The organism is Shewanella zhangzhouensis (assembly GCF_019457615.1).
In the GTDB taxonomy this organism is placed as follows: domain Bacteria; phylum Pseudomonadota; class Gammaproteobacteria; order Enterobacterales; family Shewanellaceae; genus Shewanella; species Shewanella zhangzhouensis.
Genome location: NZ_CP080414.1, coordinates 457,258 through 474,522 on the forward strand (window position 1 = coordinate 457,258; position 17,265 = coordinate 474,522).

Genomic DNA, 17,265 nt, shown 5'->3' on the forward strand with positions numbered 1-17,265 from the left:
TCACATGAAGAAAACTCTGTCACTGCTGCTGTTCTTTTCTCTCTCTCTTGCCCAGGCGGCAGACCGTCCCAAGGTGGGTTTGGTGCTAAGCGGTGGTGGCGCAAAAGGCGCCGCACACGTCGGGGTGCTCAAGGTGCTTGAAGAGCAAAACATTCCGGTTGATTACGTCGCCGGCACCAGCATTGGGGCCTATGTGGCGGGCATGTATGCCCTCGGTTACAGCGCCAACGAAATTGAAGCCATCATGATGAATGTCGATTGGAATCGGGGCTATTCCGATACCATCCCCCGTGAGGCACTCAGCTATCGTGACAAGCAGCTCAGGGACAAGTACAACATCCCGCTGAATATCGGCTACGATGCCGAGGTGAAAACGCCCAGCGGCTTGCTGCGGGGGCAGACCATGTCGCTCTTGCTGCGTGAGTCCACCGATGTGGTGCGTGAATTTGCCAGTTTCGATGAACTCGCGATTCCTTACCGGGCCGTGGCCACCGATTTGGCCACCAGTCAGCCGGTTATCCTGTCCAGCGGCAGCGTCATCAAGGCGATGCAGGCATCGGCCACTGTGCCCGGTGCACTGCAGCCCATGTTGATTGAGGGACGATTACTGGTGGATGGCGGTATCGCCAACAACATGCCGGTGGATGTGGTTAAGGCCATGGGTGCCGATATCATCATCGCGGTGGACATAGGCTCGCCGCTGGTGGGCAATGATGAGCTGAACAGCACTATCGCAGTGCTGAACCAGTTGTCTACCATGCTGACCGCAGCCAGTACCGAAGCGCAGAAGAAACTGCTGACCGACAAAGACGTGCTTATCCGTCCGGCCATCGATGCCCTCAGTACCACAGATTTCAGCATCATGAGTACCGCGCTGGCTCTCGGCGAACAGGCTGCGAGGGAGCAGCTCGCGCAGCTTCAGGGCCTCGGCATTGAGGCGCAGCAATACGCAGAATATCAACACAGCAAGCGGGACAGATCCAAGGTATGGCTCGATGACATGCAGCGACCTGTCGTCGACATTGTGTATGACAATCACTCCAGGGTCAGCGAAAGTCTGCTGGAGGATACGCTGGGCATCAAGGCCGGACAGATTGTCAAACGCGAGGACCTCGAAGCGGGAGTGAACCAGCTCTACGCCCTTAACCGATTCGAGCGGGTGGATGCCGAATTTACCGACACGCCTGAAGGGCGGGTACTGACCGTCTCCACCAAGGCCAAGTCATGGGGCCCCAACTACTTCGATTTGGGTTTTAACTGGGAAGATGACTTTACGGCCGACTCCGCAGTGACCCTGGACACCGCCTACACCATGACCAATCTCAATGAGAATGGGGGAGAGTGGCGCAACGAGCTGAAACTGGGTTACGAAAAGCTGCTGGGCACCGAGTTTTACCAGCCACTGGACCGTGACCAGGAGTTTTACGGCCGTGCCCGCTATCAGTATGAAATTACCGCATGGGAACTCTTCGACGCCAACAACAAGGTGTTTGAATTCGATAAAGACTTACACCGAATCGACCTGGGACTGGGACTGAATTTCGCCCAACTGGGTCAGCTTGAATTGGGGGTCACAGGTGAGAAGGGCAAAATTTCCAATGAGGCCTTGTTGTTGGAGGATTTGAAGTTTTCATCCTATGGCGGTTATTTCCAGATTGGTTACGACAGCCTAAACAGCATCAGCTTCCCCACGTCCGGCAACAGGGTCACGCTGCGCGTAACCGTGCGCAAGGAAGACTACCACATAGACGACTATGAACTGGAAACCAGCACTCAGGTTCAGGCCGATTGGAAAGGGGCTTTGGGCGTTGGTAACCATGCCTTCGTGGGCAAGGTGTCGCTGGAGTCTTCTGACAACGATGGCGAGTCGTATGTTCACCTCGCCGAGCTGGGCGGCTTCCTCAACCTCTCGGGCTACCGCAAAGATTCGCTGGTGGGGGCTCACAAGGTCTTTGGTGCCTTTGTATATCAGTATGACCTTGGGCGCGATGCCCTCGGAATGACGGACTACCCACTCTATCTTGGCGCCAGCCTGGAGGCCGGTAACGTCTGGTGGGAGATGAAGGATGTCTCACTGCAGGATCTCATCTACGCCGGCAGCCTCTACATAGGCACGGATACCGATCTTGGCCCTGCAGCCCTTGGTATTGGTCTTACCGATGACGGTCAGCGCTCCTTCTACCTGTTCGTTGGAAAGAATTTTTAACAACTCACAGAAAGTTACAAAAACCCGCTTAGAAAGGCCTGACATCTCCTGTTAGGCTGTGCGGGACCTTTCCGCCCGCAGCTTGGGCACATAACAGAAAAATATCGGGGATGAATATGACCAAGTTATCTACTCTGGCGCTGGGCGTTGCCCTGGGGCTGGGTTTGGCTGGCTGTGCCGACAACAATAAAGCGCCTGAAGCTGCCGTCACCAAGGCCGTGGCCGTCTCAGGAATCGATAAGCAAAACTTCGACACGGGCGTGCGCCATCAGGACGATTTTTATTACAGCGTTAACGGCACCTGGCTGAAAGACACGCCTATCCCGGCCGACAAATCCAACTACGGCGCCTTCTCTGTGCTGTACGATGACAGCCAAAAAGCGCTCAAGCAAATTGTGGAAGACGCCGCTGCCAAGCCGAATAAGGCTGCAGGCTCAAACGAGCAGAAAATTGGTGACTTCTATGCCAGCTATATGAACACCGACAAGCTGGAGCAATTGGGTGTGACCCCCATCAAGGCAAGCCTGGAAGCCATAGTGGCTGCCGGCGATCACAAGGCGCTGGCGGGGCTTATGGGTAAACTGCTTACCAACGGCAGCTCGATTCCTTTCGGGTTTTGGGTTAACAACGATGCCAAAAATTCTACCCAATATGCCGTGTATATGAGTCAGGGCGGCCTGACCCTGCCTGACCGCGACTACTACCTGAAAGACGATGCCAAGTATGTGGCCAACCGTGAAGCCCTGGCCAAATACGTGACCGAGGTGCTGACCGCTGCCGGTTACGCCAATGCAGAACGTGCCGCCAAGAGCGTCGCCGACATCGAACTCTTTATTGCGCAAAATCAGTGGAGCCGCGTTGAATCCCGTGATGCCAACAAGGCTTACAACAAGCTGAGCCGTCAGGAACTGGCTGGCCTCTTTGGTGACTTCGACTTTGAAGCCTTCGCCGCCAACGCTGGCCTGGGTGAAAAGGTAGCCGACGTCATAGTGCGTCAGCCTTCTTATTTTGAAGCGCTGGGCAAGGGTTATAGCAGCTTCCCGGTAGAAGCCTGGCAGGACTACCTGGCTTTCCATCTCACCGATGGTGCAGCAGAGCTTTTGAGCGACAACTTTGTGCAGCTGCACTTTGATTTCCACGCCAAGACGCTGGCCGGTGTAGAAGAGCAGGCGCCACGCTGGAAACGCGCTGTGGATGCGGCCGATCAGGTGATTGGTGAGCTGGTGGGCGCCGAATACGTGAAAGCCCACTTCAAGCCAGAAGCCAAGGCTCGTATGGAGCAGCTTATCCATAATCTGATCAAAGGCTTTGAAGTGAGCATTAACGATCTGGAATGGATGACCCCGGACACCAAGGTTGCCGCTCAGGAAAAACTGTCCAAGTTCACCTACAAGATTGGCTATCCCGACAAGTGGAAGGACTACAGCGGTCTGGACATCAAGGCAGACGACCTGGTGGGCAACTATGTACGCTACGCCAACTTCGAATATGCCGACATGCTGGGTAAGCTGGGTCAGCCTATCGATCGCAGCGAATGGCATATGACGCCACAAACCGTCAACGCCTACTACAACCCGGTGATGAACGAGATTGTGTTCCCCGCCGCGATTCTGCAGCCACCTTTCTTCAACATGGCGGCCGATGATGCGGTGAACTACGGTGGTATCGGTGCCGTAATCGGCCATGAAATCAGCCACGGCTTTGACGATCAGGGTTCCAAGTACGACGGCGATGGCAACCTGCGCAACTGGTGGTCTGACAAAGACCGCGAAGAATTCCAGAAGCGTGGCAAGCAACTGTCTGAGCAGTATGCTAAATACGAGGCCCTGCCCGGCAAGTTTGTGAATGGTGACCTGACGCTGGGCGAGAACATCGGTGACCTCGGTGGTCTGACGGTGGCCCTGCGCGCCTATCAGATGAGCCTGAACGGCCAGCCTGCACCGGTTATCGACGGTTTGACCGGCGAACAGCGCTTCTTTATGGGCTGGTCTCAGGTATGGCGTCGTAACTACCGTGACGAAGAGCTGGGCCGTCGTCTGCTGACCGACAACCACTCACCAAGCCACTTCCGCGCCATGGGTACGCCACGTAACATCCCCGGTTTCTACGAGGCCTTCGGTGTGACCGAAAACGACAAGATGTACCTGTCAGAACAGGAGCGGGTGAAGATCTGGTAACCGATTTTCCCCATTAAAAAGCCGGGCCACTGTTTTGAACAGGGCCCGGCTTTTTTATTGTCTTTTTACAGCCAGTTAGCCGTGGTTTGCCAGCAGAGGCGGCAGCGCGGTTAAATCCTCGGCTTTCACATGGGCCACGGCCCAGCGGGCTTGCTCACGTTCATGTGCTGGGGGAATGGCCAGCGTCTGCATGGTCGCGGCGCGGGCCGCAATCAGGCCGTTGAAAGAGTCTTCCACCGCCAGACAGTGACGTGCAGGCACCCCCAGGGCATCGGCACACTTAAGGTACACCTCGGGGTGGGGTTTGCCGTAATCGAGATGCTCGGCAGACTCCATGGCCTCGAAATAGTCGCGGATACTCAGGGTATCCAGCACCGCATCGATAATGGCCCAGCTTGACGAGGTGGCCAAGCCAATCTTAAGCCCCTTCTGCCTGCAGTAATCCAGCGCCTCAATCACGCCCTTCATGGGCACACCCTCGGCCAGGATATGAGCGACCACGCCATCGACAATTTGTTTGGCCACGGCCGCGTTGTCGTAGTTGTCCCAGGGGAAGCGGCGATACCAATAGTCCACCACCATATCGATACGCAGCCCCACGGTTTCGTGAATATCTTCGGGCTTGATGGGCAGCCCAAGCGCGGCCAGCACTTCGTACTCGGCGAGTTGCCACACAGGCTCAGAATCGATAAGTACGCCGTCCATATCAAAAATCACGGCATCGATGCGGTTGGTTAACATGCTGTCTCCTCGGCTGAATGAGCCGATATTGTCGCTCGGGCAAAAAAAATTTTCAGCGCAATTTTGCGTTAACAGAAAAAGGGTGTGTTGAATTTTAATGGATGGGTTATTGGTAACTTTTTGTATTGTATGAAATTTGCTCTTGTTTCAAACTATTGTCTAATTTCGTGCGTTTAATCGCTGGGATAAGGTGCCGCTTGCCCACAGAATTTCCGCAGATTTCCCCCGCACAAGAGTGTGAGCTGATTCATACTTTTTCAAAGCTGTAGTATACTGCAGCCCGGAAATCCGGGTCGTCCTGTCGGACTGTAGCCTTCATCCACGAAGACGTGCAGTTTCGTTGAGAGCGCCAAACAAAGAGGAATGTTGCCGTGCTAGAAGCATATCGTAAACACGTCGAAGAACGTGCTGCAGAGGGCGTTGTCCCTAAGCCACTCGATGCCCACCAGGTAGCCGAACTGGTTGAATTAGTAAAGAATCCTCCAGCTGGTGAAGAAGCCTTCATCCTGGACCTGCTTGAAAACCGTATTCCCCCCGGCGTTGACGAAGCCGCCTATGTTAAGGCCGGTTTCCTGGATGCCATCGCCAAGGGCACTGCCACTTCTCCTATCCTGAGCGCCGAGCGTGCCGTTGAGCTGCTGGGCACCATGCAGGGTGGTTACAACATCGAGCCGCTGATCCATCAACTGGACAACGACAAGCTGGCCCCCCTGGCCGTGAAAGCCCTGTCACACACCCTGCTGATGTTCGACTCTTTCCACGACGTGGTTGAGAAGATGAATGCCGGCAATGCTCACGCCAAGCAAGTGGTTGAATCCTGGGCCAACGCCGAGTGGTTCCTGAGCCGTCCAAAGCTGGCTGACAAGATTTCCCTGACCGTATTCAAGGTGACCGGTGAAACCAACACCGACGACCTGTCTCCGGCCCCCGATGCCTGGTCCCGTCCAGACATCCCGCTGCACGCTCTGGCGATGCTGAAAAACGCCCGTGACGGCATCGTGCCCGATGAGCCAGGCGTAGTTGGCCCAATCAAGAAAATCGAAGAGCTGAAAACCCAGGGTTTCCCACTGGTTTACGTGGGTGACGTAGTAGGTACCGGTTCTTCCCGTAAGTCTGCCACCAACTCAGTGCTGTGGTTCATGGGTGATGACATCCCATTCGTGCCAAACAAGCGTGCCGGTGGTTTCTGTCTGGGCGGCAAAATCGCTCCTATCTTCTTCAACACCATGGAAGATGCCGGCGCTCTGCCAATCGAGCTGGACGTCAGCAAGATGGAAATGGGCGATGTGATTGATATCTACCCTTACGAGGGCAAGGTACGTCGCCATGGCAGCGACGAAGTGATTTCTGAGTTTGAACTCAAGACCGACGTGCTGCTGGATGAAGTTCGCGCCGGTGGCCGTATTCCGCTGATCATCGGCCGCGGTCTGACCGACAAGGCCCGTGAAGTGCTGGGTCTGGGCGCCTCTGCCGAGTTCGTTCGTCCTCAGGATGTGGCCGACACTGGCAAGGGTTTCACCCTGGCCCAGAAGATGGTTGGTAAAGCCTGTGGCGTGACAGGTGTTCGCCCCGGTCAATACTGCGAGCCCAAGATGACCTCTGTCGGTTCTCAGGACACCACTGGTCCTATGACCCGTGATGAGCTCAAAGACCTCGCGTGTCTTGGCTTCAGTGCCGATCTGACCATGCAGTCATTCTGTCACACTGCCGCTTATCCAAAGCCAGTGGACGTGAACACTCACCACACTCTGCCTGACTTCATCATGAACCGCGGTGGTATTTCACTGCGTCCAGGTGACGGTGTTATCCACTCATGGCTCAACCGCATGCTGCTGCCCGATACCGTAGGTACCGGCGGTGACTCGCACACCCGTTTCCCAATCGGTATCTCCTTCCCGGCCGGTTCCGGTCTGGTAGCTTTTGCTGCTGCCACCGGCGTAATGCCACTGGATATGCCTGAGTCGGTACTGGTGCGCTTCAAGGGTCAAATGCAGCCTGGTATCACCCTGCGTGACCTGGTGCATGCCATCCCGCACAAGGCCATCGAAATGGGTCTGCTGACCGTTGAGAAGAAGGGCAAGAAGAACATCTTCTCTGGCCGTATCCTCGAAATCGAAGGTCTGGAGCACCTGAAAGTTGAGCAGGCGTTCGAGCTGTCTGATGCCTCTGCCGAGCGCTCTGCCGCCGGTTGTACCATCAAGCTGGATAAAGATCCTATCATCGAGTATCTGAACTCCAACATCGTCATGCTCAAGTGGATGATCGCTGAAGGCTACGGTGACCGCCGTACCATCGAGCGCCGCATCAAGGGCATGGAAGAGTGGCTGAAGAACCCAGAGCTGATGGAAGCCGATAAAGATGCCGAGTACGCTGCGGTTATCGAAATCGACCTGAACAACATCAAAGAGCCAATCCTGTGTGCCCCTAACGATCCGGACGATGCCGTGCTGCTGTCCAGCGTTGCCAACACCAAGATTGACGAAGTGTTCGTCGGTTCCTGTATGACCAACATCGGTCACTTCCGCGCTACCGGTAAGGTACTGGACAAGTTCGCCAAGAGCCTGCCTACCCGTCTGTGGATTGCTCCGCCAACCAAGATGGACAAGGACCAGCTGACCGAAGAAGGTTACTACGGTATCTTCGGCCGCGTCGGTGCCCGTATCGAAATCCCGGGTTGTTCTCTGTGTATGGGTAACCAGGCTCGCGTAGCCGATGGCGCCACTGTGGTGTCTACCTCTACCCGTAACTTCCCGAACCGTCTGGGTACCGGTGCCAACGTGTACCTGGCCTCAGCCGAACTGGCCGCCGTAGCCGCCCTGCTGGGCCGTCTGCCATCGCCAGAGGAATATCAGGTATACGCCAAGGAAATCGACGCCACTGCCGCCGATACCTACCGCTACCTTAACTTCGATGAGATTGAGTCCTACACCAAGAAAGCCGGTGAAGTGATCTTCCAATCTGCGGTCTAAGCACTGTCGCTTCGTGAGTTGAAAAGCCGGCGCAAGCCGGCTTTTTTGTGCCTTTTCCCGTGTGTGGTATGTTGGCTAAAGTGCAGGGCTGATAGTCGTGGTCATTCTGATTTTCTAGGATGTATTCTTCAATAGAAGTGTTTTGGATGTCCTGATTCTTTTTGGTTTAAAGGCCCGGTAGGCACGTTGGAAGATCTGAGCCGCTACTGCGAACACTTACAGCAGCGACGACAGCAAGTGGACGCCAATTGCCAGAAGTGGCTTTGCTGACCGAAATTATCCAATAAAGGCCAACACACTACCTATCAAAACATTCTGAGGCTTAGGCTGTTTGTCAGCCGAAAAACTGCAGTATAACGACTGAAAAGTCGTGCTTTATCCAGCTGTATATTCGCAACTCTCATCCCAAATAAGCTGCCAGCGGCCAGTTGCTATATGGGTTTGGTTTAGTCATCATAATTATGGGTGTCTTTATTACTTCTGGTAGAGGTTTGAAAGGTATCAGGTAAGAATATGATAATAACCCAATTGGCTTGATACAGCAGATTATAGATGTCCCAGATATAAACCCTAGGAGTAATTGAAAATGCGTTATTTTCAAGATTTTATTGTTGGCGGATATGCATATTACAGAAATAAAAAGCTTGAACACGGTAAAGCTGTGACAATGCTAATATTACCAGTGTTTGGCTTGCCTGCTTTAATTTTTTCAGGGGTGGTTTTTTATGTAATTAAAGACCTTTCTGTAATTTTTGATAAGTACGTATTCGAACTAGTTTTCATGTTTTTGGTTGTTGGGCTAATTACTATTTATAAGATGGATGAATTTCTAGAGGCATACCAAAGCGACGAGGTGTTGAAGACTTTATCGAGAGAGATTAGCATTCATAATGTAAGCGTTTATTCTCTAGTGGCCATAAATTTTTGCGTTTGGTATTTTTTAAGGTAAAAATTAGATTTAGTAGAGATATAATTAACGCATTTAAAATAACGGCCACGGCTGTCTGTGATGAGTATCTTTGATTAGCCAATCAATATCAGCCCAGGCAACTGGGTTAAGCTGTCAAAGGACTTTACCCGTCTGTTTAAAGGCCGGTAGGCACGTTCGGAAGAGTCAGGACAGCCATAACACTTCACTCGCAGATTGCACCAGCTTTTACCCCCATCGAAGCCGCTTTGGCGGTTGGGCTGAGTGAAACGGGCAAGCCGAGATAGGGATATCGAGGCAGAGACCGTCGAGCTTGGAGCGAGTCGGTCTTGGTGACCGTTTTCAGCCCATAAGGCCAAAGTGCTCGGCTTCGTCTGGGGCGGCAGGGACTCTTATTTATAAATCGGCAAGAGGGGATTGCTGTAGATCCCCTCTTGGTCGGGTGTGGGTTGAAGACCCACGACCTTCTGTCGCTTGCAAAGCGACCGTCCTCACTCATTGATTCCACAGCTCAGGCCGCTGCTTGCGGCCTCTTAGATTCGCCCCGTGGCTTGCCTGAGTCCTTGCCCTTTGGCGTCCCTGATCTGGCGGTGCCCGCTCCACGATGTGGGTTTGCAGGTTTTTTCCGTTGCGCCGCTGCCCAAGGGTTTTTGGCTGCAGTGCCGCCTTCGCTTGCCCTTGGCTTTTCTGGGCGAGCTTTTCGTTGAGAGCTGGGCAGAGAGTCGCGTTGAGAGCTGCGCTGAGCTTTTGGCTGAGATTTGGGCTTATAGTCGAGAATAGACACAGGGATAGGCTTTTTGGGCTCAAATCCCTCAATGACCCGCCTTTCAATCACATGCCCGAGGCGGCTTTCAATCATACACAGATTCTTGAAATCATCTTTTGACAGCAAAGACACCGCTTCCCCTGTCATGCCCGCGCGGCCGGTACGACCGATACGGTGAATATATTCATCCGGCGGGAATGGCAGATCGTAGTTCACCACCCGTTCAAGCTTATCGACATCAATCCCCCGGGCGGCCACGCCGGTGGCGACCAGATACTGCAAACTGCCGTCTTTAAACTCACTCAACACCTGCTCGCGCGACGCCTGACTGCGGCCACTGTGAAAGGCTTCGGCGCGAATGCCACGCTTTTCAAGCTGGCTGACCAACTTGGCCGCACCATGTTTGGTTTCAATAAAAATCAGCGCCTGCTGCCATTGTTCAGCTTGGATAAGATGGCTCAGCAGTGCCGACTTGGCGTCTTTATCGACCGTTACCAACCACTGGGAAATCTCCTTTTTGCTGGGCTTGGCGATGGCAATTTCAACCGGGTCCGGCACCGCCGTTTTGGCCAGTTCGCGGATCCGTGGGGATAAAGTCGCCGAAAACAGCAGATTCTGGCGGTTCGTGGGCATACGGCCGATAAGGTCGTTAATGACTTCAATAAAGCCCATATCCAGCATGCGGTCGGCTTCATCCAGCACCAGCACCTGGATTTCTTCAAAATACACAGCACGCTGATGGTACATGTCTTTGAGTCGACCCGGCGTCGCCACCAGAATATCCACCCCCTCAATCAGCGCCTGCTTTTGGGCCTGCATATCCACACCGCCATACATGGCCAGCACGGTCAGCGGCAAATTCGCCGCGTAGGCGCTGAGATTGTCGGCCACCTGCACCACCAACTCCCGGGTAGGTGCCAGAATCACCGCCCGTACCCGTTTTTTCCGTTCGGTCTTACCCTGGCTTAAGCGCTCAATCAGCGGCAGTCCAAACGCTGCCGTTTTGCCCGTCCCGGTTTGAGCCGCGGCCAGCAGATTGCGGCCACTTAAGGCCACCGGGATTGCCTTTTGCTGGATCTCGGTAGGCTGTTGATAGTTCAGCGACTCAAGTGCAGAAGTAATGGCGGGAGCTAATCCCAGACGGGCAAATGACATAGCAAATCCAACTCAGTGTTAAGGGCGGTAGCCTTAGTGTTAGGGCGGTAGCCTAAGGATGGGCGCGCATTCTATCGCTATTCATCCGGGATTCAAAGCCAGCGGCGCTTAATGGCGCCTGCCGACATTGAACCAAGTCAAGCACAGAAAGCCACGGCAGAGAAGCGTCAGCACATCTATGGATGCATTCCACCGATGCAAGCCGTTTTTGGTTCTCGTATAGCCATCCGGTGTGTGGGGAAAGGACTCGGTCCAATCCATCCTATCCCGTCAGATCCCATCGGATCCTATCCCGTCAGATCACTCTGCCGTACCGTGCACCCAATCCAGCACTGGGTTCAGCCACTCGGGTAGGGGTTGATAAAAGGCGCCGTGCAGTTTCCCCGTGTCGATTTTAAGCTCCTTGAAGCTCACCGGTTTTTCGGGATAGTCCATAAAGTGGCGGCAGCTTGCGCCCAGCGTATCGCTTGCCTCATAAATCGAAAATACCCTGCCGGATAATCTCAGGCTGGGTGGCACGGAACCTTCGGGGCAGGAGGCCAGCAGCACGTAGCGCAGCTCAGGGCGATGCAGGTAGCTGGATACCCGGGTGGTAATGCCGCCGCCCTTCGAAAAGCCGACCACCACTATGTTGCGCTCAGGCACGCCTGCTTCAATCAATTGTTCAATTTGTGCCACCAGGGTGCCGGCGTAGGCGTAACTGTTGGAATTGGCCGGTCGCTGGGCTGAAATCACCACTGCGCCACGGGAAGCCAGCGCATCCAGCACTGCCGGGTAATCATATAAGCCAAAGCGTGGGTCGGTTGGCCTGGGGCCGCTGTTTTCAATAATGCGGCCGTGTAAATAAAAGAGATAGGTTGCCGACGGGCTTGGCTTGTCGGGCGGCGTAGTCACCACAGTGCCTGCAAGCGTCTGCTCTGCAGTTGACTGTCCCGTTGTGGTCTGTATGGCTAAACTGCTTGCCTGCCCAGCGGTTGCCTGTATGGTTAAACTGCTTGCCAGCACCAATGTTGCCAATCCTGCTTTCATCACAACCTCATCAGTTTGTTCTTCCGGTCACTCAAGGTCACATACATTGGCAGGCTTGAGCGCAGATAAGATGCCATTTGGGAATGGTATTCGCGTAAGCCCGCCTTTTTGTACCCTGATTTCAGCCGTAAGTTACTACCTTGATATAAACGCTACCAGGCAGCCAGTACCCACGGTTACAGATTGTCTATTTGGCCGCGCGGGCCCGATAGTAAGCGCTAATGACCGGCTCGGCACCAATGCGCTCTGCATAGGCTTGCAGCGAGGGCGCGATACGCGCGACGCTGTCTGCCGGAATATGATCCAATTGGCCCGAACCCAGCCAGCGCAGCAACATAAACACTTTAAGATCCGCTATGGTCAGCTTGCCGTTGGCGAAGTAGTTACCCTGTGCGGCGAGCTTTTGAGACATCCACCCCAGGTACAGGGGCAGGGGGCCTGCCACAAAGGCCTCGCGCGCACTCTTTAAGGCATCACCCTGCAGGCCGAAGCTGGCGACCAGTTTATTGGTGAGGTCTTCCGAGCCATCTATGATTTCATCGCACAGCAGTGCCTGAAACGGGTCCTGGGGATAAAGGTCGGCCGCCTTGCCAAAATAGCGCAGCAAAGCACTAGACTGGGTGTACTGCACTCCCTCTATATTGACAGTGGGCACCTGGCCCAGTGGTGTGGTTTTGCGCACTTCGGCAAATTCACCATAGCCGAAACGGAAATCCTCAAACGGGATACCGGCGGCGTGGAGTACGATACGGATTGGCTCACCACGGCCGCCATCAACATCGAAATAACTGACTTTAATCTGGGTCATTGTGCTCTCCTGGGATGTGTATTTTGCTGGATATGAGTTCTGGTCGTTTTTATACCCTGAGGGTTACGACAAAGAGGGGCTGGTATCGTCTTGTGGCGTGGTATGCCTGTACAGCTTGTGCCTGAAACCTGTCTGGAAACAACAAAGCCGGCGCTGGCCGGCTTTGTTGGACATCTGCAAGGTATTCAAGAGTGTTTGCTGTGCAGCACTTCGAGCAGCTGATCTTCCAGCTGGAAGCGGGTCTCCATGGCGTCGCCGAGGTGGGAGAGATCTTCATCGAGCTGCATCAGCACATTGTCGTCATCCACGCCCGTGTACTTATCGTTGAAGTCCAGTGCCATATCTGTGGTGTTGTGAATTTTGGGAAGCAGGTTCTTGGCAATGTCCTGGCTTGACTTGCCGTTGGTTTCACAGGCGCTGACCACCTTGTTATAAATCTCGAAGTGGCCTTCGGAAACATAATCAACCAGCAGATCGCAAAAGGCTTTGACATGATCGAAGGAAGGCAGACGTGCGCGGTCTTCGTAGGGAGGTAAACCCGCGATTTGGCAGTAATGCACCAGCAGGTTTCTGCGGTTTTCCAGCCACTGGTCAATGAGCTTATTGGCGCCGCCCCATCTTTGTTCGGCTTTTTCCAGCTGACTCAGCATTTCGGGCCTCTCTTCCTTAGATGTCGTTCTCTTACTGTAGGAGAGAAATCGGGTCCTGATCAACTGATTTTTGACGCATTCAGTCTCAGGTATTGAATGGACAAACCAGTTGTTTTGTATACAAAAAAGCAGAAATAAAAAGCCCGGCTACAGAAATCTGTGGCCGGGCGAGTCGGAATATATGCGGGCTCGATGTGACGAGCTTCTTGATTGTTCTTGCTAGCGCAGACTTTTTATACCAAAGGGGATCTGCCCACGCAACTTTTTTCTGTCTTCCGATTCACATAAGCGTCATTTTCCCGTCATCCTTTTGATCCTGATCAGAAGATAGGCTGATAACTTTTGTCCGGGCATTGAGGCGCAGCGCAGCTCACAGAAATGAATTTTGAAAGGTTACTTTATTCCCGTAAATGCTAAACTACCGCGCAGCTTTCATAAGAACAGGAATCACGCCAAATGGCAGAATTGAAAAACGATCGTTACCTGCGCGCCCTGCTTAAACAACCCGTGGATGTCACTCCCGTGTGGATGATGCGTCAGGCGGGCCGTTATCTTCCTGAATACCGTGCAACCCGTGCCCAGGCCGGTGACTTTATGTCACTGTGCAAAAACGCCGAACTGGCCTGCGAAGTAACGCTGCAGCCACTGCGCCGTTACGAGCTGGACGCGGCCATCCTGTTCTCTGATATTCTGACCATTCCCGATGCCATGGGCCTGGGTCTGTACTTTGAAGCCGGCGAAGGCCCACGTTTCGAGCGCAAGGCCGACACCCTGGAAGCCATCAAAGCGCTGCCAATCCCGGATCCGGAAGATGAGCTGGGCTACGTGATGCGTGCCGTAAGCACCATCCGCCGCGAACTCAAGGGTGAAGTACCACTGATTGGTTTCTCCGGCTCGCCATGGACCCTGGCCACCTACATGGTGGAAGGTGGTTCCAGCAAGGCGTTCGAAAAAATCAAACGCATGATGTACTCCGAGCCAATGGCACTGCACCTGCTGCTGGACAAGCTGGCCGACTCGGTCATCCTGTACCTGAACGCGCAAATCGCCAACGGTGCCCAGTCAGTGATGATTTTCGACTCCTGGGGCGGCGCCCTGTCTCACAACGCCTACCGTGAGTTCTCACTGCGTTACATGCAGAAGATTGTTGATGGCCTGACCCGTGAAGCCGATGGCCGCAAAGTGCCTGTGACCCTGTTCACCAAGGGCGGCGGTCTGTGGCTCGAATCTATGGCCGAAACCGGCTGTGATGCCCTGGGTCTGGACTGGACCGTGGACATCGCCGATGCCCGCCGCCGCGTAGGCCACAAGGTTGCGCTGCAGGGCAACATGGACCCATCCATGCTGTACGCGCCAATCCCACGCATCGAAGAAGAAGTTGAGCAAATTCTGGCTGGCTTCGGTGAAGGTACCGGTCACGTGTTCAACCTCGGCCACGGTATCCATCAGCATGTGGATCCTGAGCATGCAGGCGCCTTCATCAAGGCGGTACACGAGAAGTCGCGCAAGTATCACAAGTAAGCGGTCGTAACGCTTAACTGAATACTGTCAAAAGGCCCGCCAATGCGGGCCTTTTTGCTTTTGAAAGCCGGTTATTGAAAGACGATTGGTGCATGCCGGTTGGTGAGTGCCAATTGTTCAGAGCTTGTCGCCGATGTGCCGGAAGCTGTGAAATCGACTCGCCTTTCAGGCGGGCAGTTCAATTCTGAACTCGCAGCCCTCACCGGGGCGGCTGACGGGCATCAGCTTCATGCCCAGCAGGCCGGTCAACTGGCGCACAATCGACAGGCCGACCCCCAGCTGCGGCAAATCAGTACTGCCGGTTTGCTGCCAGGCCGCCTGCAATTCGGCGCCCATGCCGGGGCCTGTGTCGCGAATGCTGATGGTCTGCTGCTCGCCCTTAAGCAGGCTTACAGAGATTTTGCCGCCCTGCGGGGTGTAGCGCAGCGCGTTGTCCACCAGATTGGCCAGCACCCGGCCAAAGAGCTGCGGATCGGTATGCAGCGACAAGGTGCCGGGATCGTCGATACAAAGCTCAATCTGTTTCTGCTGAGCCTTGGGCGCAAAGCACTGGCCCAGCTCATCCAGCACCGGCTTAAGCGGCGTTAGGCGCGAACGCACCCGTATCTGCCCATTTTCCAGCGCCGCCAGTTCCAGCAGCTCGCCAAGTTGCGATTTAAGCTTTTCCCCCGAGCGCATCCCGGCTTCAAGCCAGGCGGTGTCGCGCTGTTTTTCTGCGGTAATGAGGAAGGTTTCCAGATACCCCAACAGTGAGGTCAGTGGCGTCTTGAGATCGTGGGACAAGTGCAACAAAAACTGCTGCCGGGCCACTTGCTGGTTCACCAGTTTTTGATGCTGCTGCGACAAGGTTGTCAGCAACAGATTGATATTATTGGCAAGACTTTCTATTTCGGCGCCGCCACCATAATGCCCCGGCAATGTGGTGTGGCCCGCCTCGGCGCCCGACAGCCGCAGGGTTTCCAAATCTTTACTCAATCGCCTGAGCGGCGTGCTCAGCGCCTTGGCCTGCAGCAAAAACAGCGCTATCACAAAGCCGATGGCCAGCAGCATGCCGGCGCCAAGGCCGCGGCTTTGAATGTCACTGGCGAGCAGCTGATGCCAGCTGTCGTAAATCTCGCCGCCGATGATGACATAAAGGTAACCCGTGAGTTTGCCGCTGGGGTCTTTAAGCTCACTGACCGAAAATATCTTTTGCTGTTTGCCCGAGCGCGGATCCGTGCCGGTAATCGGCAGGGGCTCGCTCCGCAAAAAGCGCGCAATCGGCGCCAAATCCACCTTGCCGGTGACGACCTTGTTTGGCGCGGCATCGAATGCCAGCACCTGTCCTGTGGGGCTTAGGGTATAAATCTCAAAGCTTGGCCCCAGCAGCATAAAGTCGTGAAAGGCTTCTTTGAGGGCGCTGTCGGAGGTGACCCCCCGCGACAGCATGGGGTTGATATGGGCCATATGGGCCGCCAACTCCAGATGCAGCGACTGCTGCACCTTGTCACGCCCCAGCCGGTGGCTTTGCTCCAAAAAGGCGCCGAGAGCCAGCATCAGCCCCAGCATCAATACGGTCGAGGCCAGCAGCAGCCGGGAAAACAGGGTTTTCATCAGTGCAATGCCGCCTGGGCTGCGGGAGGAGAAAATTTATAGCCCACGCCCCACACGGTTTGCACCAGCTCACGGGAGCCGGGGATATGGGCGAGTTTGCCCCGCAGACGATTGATATGGCTGTTGACCGTGTGCTCGAAGCCATCAAAACGATAGCCCCACACGGCATCGAGCAGTTGGGTGCGACTGAAAACCTGTTGCGGGTGGCGAGCCAAAAAGGCAAGCAAGTCAAATTCTTTAGCGGTGAGAGGCAGGGGATTGTCGAAGGCGACCACTTCGCGGGAGTCTACATCGATGCGCAGTCCTTCAAATTCAATCAGCTGCCGCGAAGGAGCGGCGGTCAGACGGCGTCTGAGCAGCGCTTTGGCACGGGCACGCAGCTCAAGCACGCTGAAGGGCTTGGTCATATAGTCGTCGGCACCGCTTTCGAGCCCAAGAACTGTATCGGCCTCGCCATCGCGGGCGGTGAGCAGCATCACCGGCATTTCCTGGCCTGCGTTTCTCAGTTGCTGACACAGCAACAGGCCATCGCCATCGGGCAACATGCGGTCGAGCAGCAGCAGATCGATACGCTTGGCCTGCAACAGCGCCTTCGCCTGATGCAAAGAGGCGGCGTGAAAGACCCGGAAATTAAGGGCCGTCAGGTTAACCATAATCATTTGGGCCAAATCCTGCTCGTCTTCCACAAGCAGGATCTGCACCCCTCCTTCCATAGCATGGCT

Annotated in this window: 12 protein-coding genes; 5 read left to right on the forward strand and 7 right to left on the reverse strand. The window is 54.7% G+C overall.

The genetic code is table 11. From position 1 onward, the window contains the following. Positions 1–4: 4 nt before the first annotated feature. Together K0H63_RS02030 and K0H63_RS02035 are read left to right on the forward strand one after the other, a co-directional pair. Positions 5–2,206, forward strand: coding sequence for a patatin-like phospholipase family protein (locus tag K0H63_RS02030; RefSeq protein WP_220066493.1), 2,202 nt, complete (start codon positions 5–7; stop codon positions 2,204–2,206). Positions 2,207–2,322: 116 nt separating this feature from the next. Continuing rightward, positions 2,323–4,383 carry a M13 family metallopeptidase gene (locus K0H63_RS02035; protein WP_220066494.1) on the forward strand — a complete coding sequence of 687 codons (2,061 nt, stop codon included), beginning with the start codon at positions 2,323–2,325 and terminating at the stop codon, positions 4,381–4,383. A 75-nt stretch (positions 4,384–4,458) separates the two neighbouring features. On the opposite strand, the gene hxpB is transcribed toward K0H63_RS02035, so the two are convergent. After that, a complete protein-coding gene (gene hxpB, locus K0H63_RS02040; protein ID WP_220066495.1) occupies positions 4,459–5,124 on the reverse strand; it encodes a hexitol phosphatase HxpB in 666 nt (221 codons plus the stop codon). Positions 5,125–5,495: 371 nt separating this feature from the next. Between hxpB and acnB the strand changes: the two genes are divergently transcribed. Continuing rightward, on the forward strand, positions 5,496–8,093 hold the full coding sequence (gene acnB / locus K0H63_RS02045) for a bifunctional aconitate hydratase 2/2-methylisocitrate dehydratase (protein ID WP_220066496.1): 2,598 nt from the start codon (positions 5,496–5,498) through the stop codon (positions 8,091–8,093). A 586-nt stretch (positions 8,094–8,679) separates the two neighbouring features. Then, positions 8,680–9,042, forward strand: coding sequence for a hypothetical protein (locus K0H63_RS02050; RefSeq protein WP_041409643.1), 363 nt, complete (start codon positions 8,680–8,682; stop codon positions 9,040–9,042). Between the two features lie 490 nt (positions 9,043–9,532). On the opposite strand, the gene K0H63_RS02055 is transcribed toward K0H63_RS02050, so the two are convergent. From K0H63_RS02055 to K0H63_RS02070, 4 genes are all read right to left on the reverse strand, one after another. Continuing rightward, a complete protein-coding gene (locus K0H63_RS02055) occupies positions 9,533–10,942 on the reverse strand; it encodes a DEAD/DEAH box helicase (protein ID WP_220066497.1) in 1,410 nt (469 codons plus the stop codon). Between the two features lie 300 nt (positions 10,943–11,242). Next, complete coding sequence (locus K0H63_RS02060; RefSeq protein ID WP_220066498.1) at positions 11,243–11,971, reverse strand: lipase family protein; 729 nt, start codon at positions 11,969–11,971, stop codon at positions 11,243–11,245. A gap of 187 nt (positions 11,972–12,158) precedes the next feature. Further along, positions 12,159–12,779, reverse strand: a complete 621-nt coding sequence (locus tag K0H63_RS02065; protein ID WP_220066499.1) for a glutathione S-transferase family protein — start codon at positions 12,777–12,779, stop codon at positions 12,159–12,161. Between the two features lie 185 nt (positions 12,780–12,964). Then, positions 12,965–13,429 carry an Rsd/AlgQ family anti-sigma factor gene (locus K0H63_RS02070; protein ID WP_011758507.1) on the reverse strand — a complete coding sequence of 155 codons (465 nt, stop codon included), beginning with the start codon at positions 13,427–13,429 and terminating at the stop codon, positions 12,965–12,967. 456 nt (positions 13,430–13,885) lie between these two features. Between K0H63_RS02070 and hemE the strand changes: the two genes are divergently transcribed. Next, a complete protein-coding gene (gene hemE, locus K0H63_RS02075) occupies positions 13,886–14,950 on the forward strand; it encodes a uroporphyrinogen decarboxylase (RefSeq protein WP_220066500.1) in 1,065 nt (354 codons plus the stop codon). Positions 14,951–15,115: 165 nt separating this feature from the next. Here the strand turns inward: hemE and K0H63_RS02080 are convergent, their stop codons facing one another. Together K0H63_RS02080 and K0H63_RS02085 are read right to left on the reverse strand one after the other, a co-directional pair. Beyond that, positions 15,116–16,543, reverse strand: a complete 1,428-nt coding sequence (locus tag K0H63_RS02080) for a HAMP domain-containing sensor histidine kinase (protein ID WP_220066501.1) — start codon at positions 16,541–16,543, stop codon at positions 15,116–15,118. After that, positions 16,543–17,256 (reverse strand): response regulator transcription factor, encoded by a 714-nt coding sequence (locus K0H63_RS02085; RefSeq protein WP_220067780.1) that lies wholly within the window; start codon positions 17,254–17,256, stop codon positions 16,543–16,545. The genes K0H63_RS02080 and K0H63_RS02085 overlap by 1 nt, the downstream gene beginning before the upstream one ends. Positions 17,257–17,265 lie beyond the last annotated feature (9 nt).

What these genes read in the sequence shown, in the direction of transcription:
- K0H63_RS02030 (WP_220066493.1), top strand. Translation starts at nt 5, where the DNA reads ATGAAGAAAACTCTGTCACTGCTGCTGTTCTTTTCTCTCTCTCTTGCC.
- K0H63_RS02035 (WP_220066494.1), top strand. Translation starts at nt 2,323, where the DNA reads ATGACCAAGTTATCTACTCTGGCGCTGGGCGTTGCCCTGGGGCTGGGT.
- hxpB (WP_220066495.1), bottom strand. Translation starts at nt 5,124, where the DNA reads ATGTTAACCAACCGCATCGATGCCGTGATTTTTGATATGGACGGCGTA.
- K0H63_RS02050 (WP_041409643.1), top strand. Translation starts at nt 8,680, where the DNA reads ATGCGTTATTTTCAAGATTTTATTGTTGGCGGATATGCATATTACAGA.
- K0H63_RS02055 (WP_220066497.1), bottom strand. Translation starts at nt 10,942, where the DNA reads ATGTCATTTGCCCGTCTGGGATTAGCTCCCGCCATTACTTCTGCACTT.
- K0H63_RS02060 (WP_220066498.1), bottom strand. Translation starts at nt 11,971, where the DNA reads ATGAAAGCAGGATTGGCAACATTGGTGCTGGCAAGCAGTTTAACCATA.
- K0H63_RS02065 (WP_220066499.1), bottom strand. Translation starts at nt 12,779, where the DNA reads ATGACCCAGATTAAAGTCAGTTATTTCGATGTTGATGGCGGCCGTGGT.
- K0H63_RS02070 (WP_011758507.1), bottom strand. Translation starts at nt 13,429, where the DNA reads ATGCTGAGTCAGCTGGAAAAAGCCGAACAAAGATGGGGCGGCGCCAAT.
- hemE (WP_220066500.1), top strand. Translation starts at nt 13,886, where the DNA reads ATGGCAGAATTGAAAAACGATCGTTACCTGCGCGCCCTGCTTAAACAA.
- K0H63_RS02080 (WP_220066501.1), bottom strand. Translation starts at nt 16,543, where the DNA reads ATGAAAACCCTGTTTTCCCGGCTGCTGCTGGCCTCGACCGTATTGATG.
- K0H63_RS02085 (WP_220067780.1), bottom strand. Translation starts at nt 17,256, where the DNA reads ATGGAAGGAGGGGTGCAGATCCTGCTTGTGGAAGACGAGCAGGATTTG.